Source organism: Streptomyces sp. LS1784 (assembly GCF_020103755.1).
Classification (GTDB): domain Bacteria; phylum Actinomycetota; class Actinomycetes; order Streptomycetales; family Streptomycetaceae; genus Kitasatospora.
In genome coordinates this window covers 1-10,352 of sequence record NZ_JAHSQD010000291.1, presented here as the reverse complement: position 1 = coordinate 10,352, position 10,352 = coordinate 1, and the positions used below count along the sequence as shown (strand labels likewise).

Below are 10,352 nucleotides of genomic sequence, written 5' to 3'. Positions count from 1 at the left end.
TGCCTGCTGGCGCTCGGCGCGGCCCGGCTGCGCGGCACCGGCGACGACCCCGTCCGGCTGGTGCTCGCCGGCGCGGCGCTGAGCGGGCTGATGAACGCCGGCTCCTCCGTCCTGCTGCTGTCCGACGCCCGGGCCGCCGACGAGATCCGGTTCTGGACCATCGGCTCGGTCGCCGGCCGCGGCACCGAGCAACTGTCGGCCGTGCTGCCGGTCCTGCTGCTCGGTCTGGTGCTGGCGCTGCTCTCCGGCCCGGCGCTGACCGCGCTCAGCCTCGGCGACGACGTCGCCACCGGCCTCGGCCACAAGCCCCGCCGGGCCCGCGCCCTCGCGGTGACCGCCGTCGCGCTGCTGGTCGGCGCCGCCACCGCGATCGCCGGACCGGTCTCCTTCGTCGGCCTGGTGGTGCCGTTCGCCGCCCGGGCCCTGGTCGGCCCGGACCTGCGCCGGCTGCTCGTGGTGTCCGCGCTGCTCGGGCCGGCCGTCGTGCTGCTCGCCGACGTGGCCTCCCGGCTGGTCGCCCGCCCGTACGAGATGCCGCTCGGGGTGATGACCGCCCTGTGCGGCGCCCCCGTCCTGGTCGCCGTCGTCCGCTCGCACAGAATGCCCGCGCTGTGAAGGCCCCTGTGAACACCGCCGCCGTGAAGAACGCGCCGAGCCCTGACAGCCCCTCGGCCGCGACCCGGCGGCTGGCGCCGCCCGTACCGCCCGGCACCCGGCTGCTCGCCCTGGGCGGCCGTTCGGTGCTCGTCCCGGTCCGGCCGCTGCTCGGCTGCACCGCCCTGCTGCTCGTCGTGGTCGCGGTGACCGCCGTCTGCCTGGCGGTCGGCGAGACCGACCTCGACCCGGTGACCGCCCTGCGCGCCGCCTTCGGCGACGGCACCGCGCGCGACGTGCTGCTGGTGGAGAAGCTGCGGCTGCCCCGCGTCGAGGCCGCACTCGCCGTCGGCGCCGCCCTCGGCGTCGCGGGCTGCCTGATGCAGACCCTCGCCCAGAACCGGCTGGCCACCCCGGACACCGTCGGCTTCAACGAGGGCGCCACCGCCTTCGCGGTCGCCTCCGTCACCGGCGTCGCCACCCAGCTGCTGCCCTCCGCCGCCGCCCTGGTGGGCGCCGCCACCGCCGCCTCGCTCGCCTTCGCCCTCGGTGGCGGGGCCGGCCGCAACGGCTACCGCTTCCTGGTGGTCGGCCTCGGCATCGGCGCGGTCTTCGGCGCGGTGACCAACCTGATGCTCTCCCGCGCCGCCATCGACGCCGCCAACTCCGCCTACGCCTGGACGGTCGGCACCCTCAACAGCCGGGACGCCGACGCCGTCGGCCACCTCCGGCTCGGCCTGCTGGTCTGCCTGCCCGCCGCCGTGCTGCTCGGCCGCCGGCTGTCGCTGCTGCGCTTCTCCGACGCCGTCGCCACCGGGCTGGGCGTGCGGGTGCGCGGCCTGCGGGCCGGCGTCCTGGTGGTCGCCGTGGTCTGCGCGGGCCTGGCGGTGGCCGTCGCCGGACCGCTCGGCATGATCGCGCTCGCCGCGCCCGAGGCCGCCCGCCGGATCGCCGGACCGCGTTGCGTGCCGGTGCTCACCTCGGCCGCCGCCGGAGCCGTCTTCACCCTGCTCGCCGACCTGATCGGCCGCACCGTCCTGTCGCCGCTGGAGGTGCCGGCCGGCCTGGTCACCGCTGTCGTGGGCGGCCCCTACCTGCTCTGGCTGCTGCTCACCACCCGTCCCCGGAGGACCGCATGACCGCCCGCACCGCTGCCGACGCGCACCGCACCGCGACCGCCGCCGACGCGCACCGGCTGACGACCAGTGCGCTCAGTCTCGGCCACGACCGCACCATCGTGGTGCGCGAGCTCGACCTCGAACTGCCGCAGCAGCAGGTCACCGTCATCGTCGGCCCGAACGGCTGCGGCAAGTCCACCCTGCTCGGCGGCCTCGCCCGGACCATCGCCCCGCGCTCCGGCGCGGTGCTGCTCGACGGCAAGCCGCTGACCTCGCTGCCCACCCGCGCGATCGCCCGGATCATCGGCCTGCTGCCGCAGTCCGCCACCGCCCCGGACGGGCTGACCGTGCGTGACCTGGTCCGCTACGGCCGCCAGCCGCACCAGGGCCTGCTGCGGCAGTGGTCCGCCGCCGACGCCGAGGCGGTGGAGCACGCGCTCACCGCCGCCGACCTGCACGAGCTGGCCGACCGCCCGCTGGACACCCTCTCCGGCGGCCAGCGCCAACGCGCCTGGATCGCCATGGCCGTCGCCCAGGACACCGACATCCTGATGCTGGACGAACCCACCTCGGCGCTGGACATGGGCCACGCCCTGGAGGTGCTGGAGATGGTGCGCGGCCTGACCGGGCGCGGCCGCACCGTCGTCCTCGTCCTGCACGACCTCACCACCGCCTGCCGCTACGCCGACCACATGGTGGCCATGCGGGACGGCCGGGTGGCCGCCCAGGGCGCGCCGCGCGACATCGTCACCCCCGAGCTGGTGCGCGAGCTGTACGGGGTGGAGAGCGCGATCCTCACCGACCCGGTGCACGGCACCCCGGTGGTCTGCCCGGTCGCTCTCAGCGCCCGCCCCGCCCGGGCCCGGTGACGGTCCCGGCCGCCGGTCCGGTCAGCCGGCCAGGCCCGGCAGCACCTGGGCGCCCGGCAGCTTCGCCAGGGCCCACCCGGGCAGGATGAGCTTGCCCCGGCGCCGGCCGCTGCCGACCAGGACGTACGGGGCCGCGGCCACCGCCTCGTCGATCAGCAGTGGCCAGTCGCCGGGCAGACCGACGGGGGTGATGCCGCCGTACTCCATGCCGGTCAGCTCGACCGCGGTGTCCATCGGCGCGAAGGACGCCTTGCGCGCCCCCAGGTGGGTGCGCACCGCCTTGTTCACGTCCACCCGGGTGGTCGCCAGGGCCAGGCACGCGGCCAGCGTCACCTCCCCGGCGCGTTTGGCGGCGACCACCACGCAGTTGGCGGAGAGTTCCGGCGGCACGTCGTAGGCCGTGCAGAAGACGGCGGTGTCCGCCTGTTCCGGATCGCTGTCCACGTAGAGCACCGAGGCGGCCGCCCCGGGCGCGCCCCAGTTCTTCAGCGCGTCGGCGACGGGCGCGGCGAGGTCCGCGCAGACCTCCAGCGCGGCCGCGGTGGTGGCGAAGTTCCCGAAGGGCGGGCGTACGGACTCACTCATGGGACCGGACTGTAGCGCGTCCGGCACCCTGGTCAGCCGTACGGGACGACCGCGACCGGGCAGTGCACGTGGTGGATCGCGGCGTGCGCCACCGGGCCGAGGTGGTGATGGCGCAGCGGCATCCGCCGGACGCGGCGGCCGACGACCAGCAGCCGGGCCGCCGCGGCCGCGTCCACCAGTTCGACGGCGGCCTTGCCGCGGATCAGGTCGGTGGTCACCGCCACCTCGGGGTGCCGGGCCCGCCAGGGCTCCAGGGCCTGCGCGAGCCCGCTGCGCTCCACGCCGGAGACCTCGCCCTCCAGCCCGCCGATCGCCCCGTAGGACATGTACTCGGTGCCGGCCGGCGGGGACCAGACGTGGATCACCCGCAGCAGCGCCGAGCGGAGCGCGGCGGCCTCGAAGGCGAAGGCCAGCACCTCGTCCGCCGGGTGCGCCAGGTCCAGGCCGACCGTCACCGCGCCGGCCGGTTCGTCCCCGCCGGCCCGCACCAGCACCACCGGGCAGGCCGCCCGCCGCAGCACCTCCTGGCTCACCGAGCCGACCAGGAACCCGCGCAGGGTGCCCAGCCCGTGCGAGCCGAGCACCAGCAGGGCGGCACCCTGCGCGGCGGCCTCCAGCGCCTCGACGGGGTCGGCGGCCACCGAGGTGGCGGAGACCGCCACCTCGGGTGCCAGCGCCCGCAACTCGCCCTCGCGTTCGGCCAGTTGCGCCAGTGCGGGGCGGTCGCCCCGTTCGCTCCCGGGTGCGAGGTGCTTCGGCCGGGGCCAGGCCTGGAGGACGTCCAGACGCAGGCCGCGGCGCTGCGCCTCGCGGGCGGCCCACGCGGCGGCGGCCAGGCTTTCGGGTGAGCCGTCGAATCCGACGACGACGTGTCCGGTCACGGCGTGCTCCTCAGTTCCGGTGCGGCCCCAGTATCCGCGCCGGTCCCGGCGGGCGCCTCCCGGAAGCGGCTCGCGGTACGGAGGGTGACCGGGTGGCGCTCCGGTGGCCCCGGTTCGGCCGTCCGGCTGGTCGGCCGTCCGACCGGCGGCGCGGCCCGCCCGGGCCCGGAGGGGGCGCCGGGCTAGGGTCGGCCGGGCCGCTCCGTCCCAGCCCGGGAGAACGATGCCGAGGGTCCCCGATGTCCGCTCGCGATGGACGAGCGCAGCCGCCGGACTGGCCGTGCTCGCCTCCGCCCTGCTGGGCTGCGGGGGCGGCGGGGACGGCGGCCCCGTCACCCTGAACTGGTACAACTTCCCGGACGACTCGGGTGCCCTCCAGCAGGCCGCCGACCGCTGCGGGCAGCAGTCCGGCGGCCGCTACACCGTCCGCTACAACAAGCTGCCCCGGGGCGCGGACGGCCAGCGCCAGCAGCTGGTGCGCCGGATGGCGGCGCACGACGCCGGCGTGGACATCCTCGGCCTGGACGTCACCTGGCCCGCCGAGTTCGCCGAGGCCGGCTGGATCCGCGAGTGGACCGGGGCGATGCGCGAGCAGGCCACCGCCGACACCCTCGACGCGGCGGTGCGGACCGCGACCTGGCGGGACCGGTTGTACGCGGTGCCGTACAACTCCAACACCCAGCTGCTCTGGTACCGCGACGACCTGGTGCCGACCCCGCCCAGGACCTGGGCGGAGATGCTCTCCCGGGCGCAGGAGCTGGCCCGCGAGGGCAAGCCGCACTTCGTGGAGATCCAGGGTGCCCAGTACGAGGGCCTGACGGTCTGGTTCAACACGCTGGTCACCAGCGCGGGCGGCTCGATCCTCACCCCCGACGCGCAGGCGCCCTCGCTCGGGGCGCCCGCCGTCACGGCCGCCGGGGTGATGCGGGACCTGGCGGTCTCGGAGGCCGCCGACCCCTCGCTGCCCAACCAGATGGAGGACCAGAACCGGCTCGCCATGGAGTCCGGCACGGCCGCGTTCGAACTCAACTACCCCTTCGTCTACCCCTCGATGAAGGCCAACCGGCCGGAGCTGTTCCCGCACTTCCGCTGGGCCCCGTACCCCGGGGTGACCGCCGACCGCCCGGCCAGCGTGACCATCGGCGGGATCGACCTCGCGGTGGGCGCCTACAGCCGGCACCCCGACCTCGCCGCCGAGGCCACCCTGTGCCTGCGCGACCGGGACAACCAGCTCACCAACGCGCTGAAGGGCGGCCTCCCGCCCTCGCTGCGGAGCCTGTACGGGACGGCCGAGCTCACCGCCAGCTACCCGTTCGCCGCCGACGTGCTGGCCGCCCTCGACTCCGCCAGCGTGCGGCCGCAGACCCCGGCCTACCAGAACGTCTCCATCGCCGTCTCGCACACCCTCTCCCCGCCCGCCGACATCCACCCGGAGCAGAACGTGGCCGACCTCCACGGGCAGATCCAGGACGCCCTCGGCTCGAAGGGGCTGATCCCGTGACACCGTCCACCGAAGCCGCCGCGGCCCCGCCGAAACCGGCCGGGCCGTCGCGCGGCGCCCGCCAGGAGCGCAGGCTGGGCCTGCTGCTGTGCGCCCCCGCGGTGATCGTGATGCTGGCCGTCACCGCGTACCCGATCGTCTACGCCGTCTACCTCTCCCTGCACCGCTACGACCTGCGCTTCCCCGAGCAGGCGCACTGGGTCGGCCTCGCCAACTACGGCGCGGTGCTGGCCTCCCCCTTCTGGTGGCAGGCGCTCGGCGTCACGGTGCTGATCACCGTGGTGTCGGTGGCCGTCGAGCTGGCGCTCGGCCTGGCGCTCGCGCTGGTGATGCACCGCACGATCTTCGGCCGCGGCACCGTGCGCACCGCGGTGCTGGTGCCGTACGGGATCGTCACGGTGGTCGCCGCCTACTCCTGGCAGTACGCCTGGACGCCGGGCACCGGGTACCTGGCCGCCCTGCTGCCGCAGGGCAGCGCCCCGCTGACCGAGCAGTGGCCGGCCATCGGTCTGATCATTCTCGCGGAGGTGTGGAAGACCACCCCGTTCATGGCGCTGCTGCTGCTCGCCGGCCTGGCACTCGTCCCGGACGAGACGGTCCGGGCGGCGATGGTGGACGGCGCGAGCTCCGGGCAACGGCTGCGGCTGGTGATCCTGCCGCTGATGAAGCCGGCGATCCTGGTCGCGCTGCTCTTCCGCACCCTGGACGCCTTCCGGATCTTCGACAACATCTACGTGCTGACCGGCGGCGCCAACGGCACCGGCTCGGTGTCGATCCTCGGCTACGACAACCTCTTCACCGCGCTCAACCTGGGCATCGGTTCGGCGGTCTCGGTGCTGGTCTTCGTCTGCGTGGCGCTCATCGCGCTGGTCTTCGTCAAGCTGTTCGGCGCGGCCGCGCCCGGCACGGAACCGGAGCGGCGATGAGCAGCGGACACGCCCGGACGGTGACCGGCTGGGGGATCGCCAACCTGGTGGTCGTGCTCTACGCGCTGTTCCCGGTGTGGTGGATCGCGGCGCTCTCCTTCAAGGCCCCGAGCACCCTGTCCGACGGCGACTTCGTGCCCCGCCGGTGGACCCTGGCCAACTACCGCGGCATCTTCCAGACCTCGGAGTTCACCCGCGCCCTGGTCAACTCGATCGGCATCGCGGTGATCGCCACCACCGTCGCGGTCGTGCTCGGCACGATGGCCGCGTACGCGGTGGCCCGGCTGCGCTTCCCCGGCAAGCGAATGCTGATCGGGGTGTCCCTGCTGATCGCGATGTTCCCCCCGATCTCGCTGGTCTCGCCGCTGTTCGACATCGAGCGGGCGCTCGGCCTGTTCGACACCTGGCTCGGACTGATCATCCCGTACACGACCTTCTCGCTGCCGCTGGCGATCCACACGCTCTCGGCGTTCTTCCGGGAGATCCCCTGGGACCTGGAGAAGGCGGCCAAGGTGGACGGGGCCACGCCGTGGCAGGCGTTCCGGCTGGTCATCGCACCGCTGGCGGCGCCGGGCGTGTTCACCACCGCCATCCTGGTCTTCGTCTTCTGCTGGAACGACTTCCTGTTCGCGATCTCGCTGACCTCCACCACCTCGGCCCGGACGGTTCCGGCGGCCATCGCCTTCTTCACCGGAAGCTCCCAGTTCGAGCAGCCGACCGGCTCGATCGCGGCCGCCGCCGTGATCATCACGATCCCGATCGTGGCCTTCGTGCTGCTGTTCCAGCGCCGCATCGTCGCCGGGCTCACCGCCGGCGCAGTCAAGGGCTGAGGCCCGACCCGAGACCCAACGGACGAGCCCGCCCCACCCGGCGGACCAGGAAGGCGGACCGTGGCCGAGATCGTCCTCGACGGCATCACCAAGCGCTACCCCGACGGCGTCCTCGCCGTCCACGACGTCAACCTCACCATCGCCGACGGCGAGTTCGTGATCCTGGTCGGCCCGTCCGGCTGCGGCAAGTCCACCACGCTCAACATGATCGCCGGGCTGGAGGACATCACCGAGGGCAGCCTGAGGATCGCCGGGGAGGTGGTCAACGACCGCGCGCCCAAGGACCGCGACATCGCGATGGTGTTCCAGAGCTACGCCCTCTACCCGCACATGAGCGTGCGCGACAACATGGGGTTCGCGCTGCGCCTGGCCAAGGTCGACAAGCCGACCATCGCCGCCAAGGTCGAGGAGGCCGCCCGCATCCTGGACCTCACCCGGCACCTGGACCGCAAGCCGGCCAACCTCTCCGGCGGGCAGCGCCAGCGGGTCGCGATGGGCCGGGCGATCGTCCGCGACCCCAAGGTCTTCCTGATGGACGAGCCGCTGTCCAACCTGGACGCCAAGCTCCGGGTGCAGATGCGGACCCAGATCGCCGCCCTCCAGCGCCGCCTGGGCACCACCACCGTCTACGTCACCCACGACCAGATCGAGGCGATGACGCTCGGCGACCGGGTGGTGGTGCTGCGCTCCGGCGTCGTCCAGCAGGTCGGCTCGCCGCAGCAGCTGTACGACGAGCCGGTGAACCTCTTCGTCGCCGGGTTCATCGGCTCGCCCGGCATGAACGTCCTCGGCGCGGTGCTGGAGCACAACGCCCTGCGCACCTCGCTGGGCGACCTGCCGTTGGACGACCGCACCCGGCGCGCCCTGGAGCGCGCGCACGCGCCGCGCGAACTGATCGTCGGCATCCGCCCCGAGGACTTCGAGGACGCCGCCCTGGCCGAGGGGCACACCGGAGGGGCCACCGTCACCGTGACCGTCGACGTCCGGGAGTCGGTCGGCTCGGACGTCTACGTCCACTTCGCGGAGGAGGACGGACCGGCGGCGACCGAGGAACTCGCCGAGCTCGCCGCCGACTCGGGCCGGGCCGACACCGGCATGCAGGAGCACCGGGTGGTCGCCCGGCTGAGCACCGGCACCCGGGCCGCCGAGGGCAGCCCGCTGGAGCTGTGGGTGGACACGGCGCGCATCCACGTCTTCGACCCCCGCAGCGGGGCCAACCTGACCAACCCGGAGCGTTCGTAGCTTGGCACGGAAGGCCCAACCCCTGGCCGACGCGCGGTGTGCCTGACCATGGCCGTCCATAAGCCGACCTACATTGCCCGGATATGAGAGAAGATGTCGGAATCAGTCGCCGGTCGATGCTCAAGGCCCTCCCCGTAGCCGCCGTCCTCGGGGCGGCCTCCGACGGGATCCTCGCCCCGGCATGGGCGGCAGCCGCCACGGCGTCCTTCCCGCAGCCCGCCGTACGGGCCTCGCGATCGGCCGCACGCGCCTCGCGGCCGGGCTCCGGCCGGTCGGGGGAGGTGCTCGACCAGACGCTCGACGTGCGGTTCACGGACACCCACGTCCCCGGGTACGGCACGGTCACCACGCGCACCTACAACGGGACCATCCCCGGGCCGACCCTGCGGGTGTGCGCCGGCGACACCCTGCGGCTGACCCAGGTCAACGGCCTGCCGCCCAACCGGCCGTACGACGGCGACCACAACCACCCGCACCGCGAGAACAGCTTCAACCTGCACACCCACGGCCTGCACGTCTCCCCGTCCGGGAAGGCCGACAACATCCTGCGCGAGTTCGCACCGCGCACGGCCGACGAGGTCGAGGCCGGCGCCCCGGAGCCGGAGTACCTGACCGTCATCGACATCCCGGCCGACCACCCGGCCGGCACGTACTGGTACCACCCGCACGTCCACGGGGCCACCGCCGGGCAGATCGCCGGCGGGATGACCGGAGTCGTCATCGTCGAGGGCGACGTCGACGAGGTGCCGGAGATCGCGGCCGCCGCCGACCTCGTCGTCTGCATCAACGAACTCAAGCTCAAGGACGGCAGGGTCCCCGACTTCACCGCCGACAACTCGCTCACCGGCACGCCGTCCACCTTCACCGTCAACGGCGAGGTCAACCCCACCCTCGTGCTGCGCCCGGGCGAGGTCCAGCGCTGGCGGCTGGTGGCGGCGATCGGCTTCACCACGCTGTCGCTCCAGGTGGCCGACGGGGATGCGAAATTGACGATGCATCAGATCGCCAAGGACGGCGTGACCTTCCCCGCGCCGGTCGCCACCGAGCTGCTGCTCCTGGCCCCCGGCAACCGCGCCGACGTGCTGGTGCGGGGCGGCGGGGCCGGGACGTACGAACTGCGGGCCAAGGGCGTGTCCGTCCCGCTGATGACGGTCGAGGTGGCGGGGAAGGCCGTCAAGCCTCCGATGGAACTGCCGGCCACCCTGCCGCAGGGCAAGCCGTTCCTCGACGAGGGCGACATCGCCAACCCCGACGCCGACCGCACGGTGGTCTTCCACGTCGACCCGGGCGTCTTCGACAAGCCGTTCGCCAACGCCTACCGCCTCCTCGGCAGCCACCCGACCCCGGCAGCCGACCCCGAGGGCGACCTCACCCGCGACCCCGCCTACGGCCTGTTCGACCCCGAGGGCGTCAACCACACCCTGAAGCTCGGCACCGTCGAGCGGTGGACCCTGCGCACCGACGACACCGCGCCGGGCTTCCACCACTCGTTCCACCTGCACACCAACCACGTCCTCGTCACCCACCGCAACGGTGAGCGGCTTGACCCGCCGGTGTGGCAGGACACCGTGGACCTGGCCGGGGGCAAGCCGGGCGACACCGTCACCTTGCTGGTCGCGTACGAGGACTTCACCGGCCGTACCGTCCTGCACTGCCACCAGCTCCAGCACGAGGACCTCGGCATGATGCAGCTGGTCGACTACGTCAAGCCGCGGCGGCCGGGGCGGCTGGATCGGCCCCTGCCGACCGACCGCTGAGCCTGGCGGTCAGGGCCGGGCGGGCGTGCCCGCGCCTCCCCGCCCGGGC

Annotated in this window: 10 protein-coding genes; 8 read left to right on the top strand and 2 right to left on the bottom strand. The window is 74.0% G+C overall.

The window, feature by feature from the left end; translation table 11 throughout:
• From KS423_RS27600 to KS423_RS27590, 3 genes are all read left to right on the top strand, one after another.
• The coding region (locus KS423_RS27600; protein WP_224282487.1) for an iron ABC transporter permease at positions 1-615 on the top strand (615 nt) is incomplete at its 5' end.
• On the top strand, positions 612-1,733 hold the full coding sequence (locus tag KS423_RS48120) for an iron chelate uptake ABC transporter family permease subunit (protein WP_224282486.1): 1,122 nt from the start codon (positions 612-614) through the stop codon (positions 1,731-1,733). The genes KS423_RS27600 and KS423_RS48120, both read left to right, overlap by 4 nt.
• Positions 1,730-2,581, top strand: coding sequence for an ABC transporter ATP-binding protein (locus KS423_RS27590; protein ID WP_224282485.1), 852 nt, complete (start codon positions 1,730-1,732; stop codon positions 2,579-2,581). Before KS423_RS48120 ends, KS423_RS27590 begins: the two co-directional genes overlap by 4 nt.
• 21 nt (positions 2,582-2,602) lie before the next feature.
• On the opposite strand, the gene KS423_RS27585 is transcribed toward KS423_RS27590, so the two are convergent.
• On the bottom strand, positions 2,603-3,166 hold the full coding sequence (locus KS423_RS27585; RefSeq protein WP_224282484.1) for a YbaK/EbsC family protein: 564 nt from the start codon (positions 3,164-3,166) through the stop codon (positions 2,603-2,605).
• Positions 3,167-3,198: 32 nt separating this feature from the next.
• A complete protein-coding gene (locus KS423_RS27580; RefSeq protein WP_224282483.1) occupies positions 3,199-4,047 on the bottom strand; it encodes a universal stress protein in 849 nt (282 codons plus the stop codon).
• Between the two features lie 223 nt (positions 4,048-4,270).
• Between KS423_RS27580 and KS423_RS27575 the strand changes: the two genes are divergently transcribed.
• The 5 genes from KS423_RS27575 (at position 4,271) to KS423_RS27555 (ending at position 10,303) form a co-directional block, all read left to right on the top strand.
• Positions 4,271-5,548, top strand: a complete 1,278-nt coding sequence (locus KS423_RS27575; protein WP_224282482.1) for an ABC transporter substrate-binding protein — start codon at positions 4,271-4,273, stop codon at positions 5,546-5,548.
• Complete coding sequence (locus KS423_RS27570) at positions 5,545-6,474, top strand: carbohydrate ABC transporter permease (protein WP_224282481.1); 930 nt, start codon at positions 5,545-5,547, stop codon at positions 6,472-6,474. Before KS423_RS27575 ends, KS423_RS27570 begins: the two co-directional genes overlap by 4 nt.
• On the top strand, positions 6,471-7,304 hold the full coding sequence (locus KS423_RS27565) for a carbohydrate ABC transporter permease (protein WP_224282480.1): 834 nt from the start codon (positions 6,471-6,473) through the stop codon (positions 7,302-7,304). Before KS423_RS27570 ends, KS423_RS27565 begins: the two co-directional genes overlap by 4 nt.
• A gap of 60 nt (positions 7,305-7,364) precedes the next feature.
• Complete coding sequence (locus KS423_RS27560) at positions 7,365-8,546, top strand: ABC transporter ATP-binding protein (protein ID WP_224282479.1); 1,182 nt, start codon at positions 7,365-7,367, stop codon at positions 8,544-8,546.
• 83 nt (positions 8,547-8,629) lie between these two features.
• A complete protein-coding gene (locus tag KS423_RS27555; protein ID WP_224282478.1) occupies positions 8,630-10,303 on the top strand; it encodes a multicopper oxidase family protein in 1,674 nt (557 codons plus the stop codon).
• Positions 10,304-10,352 lie beyond the last annotated feature (49 nt).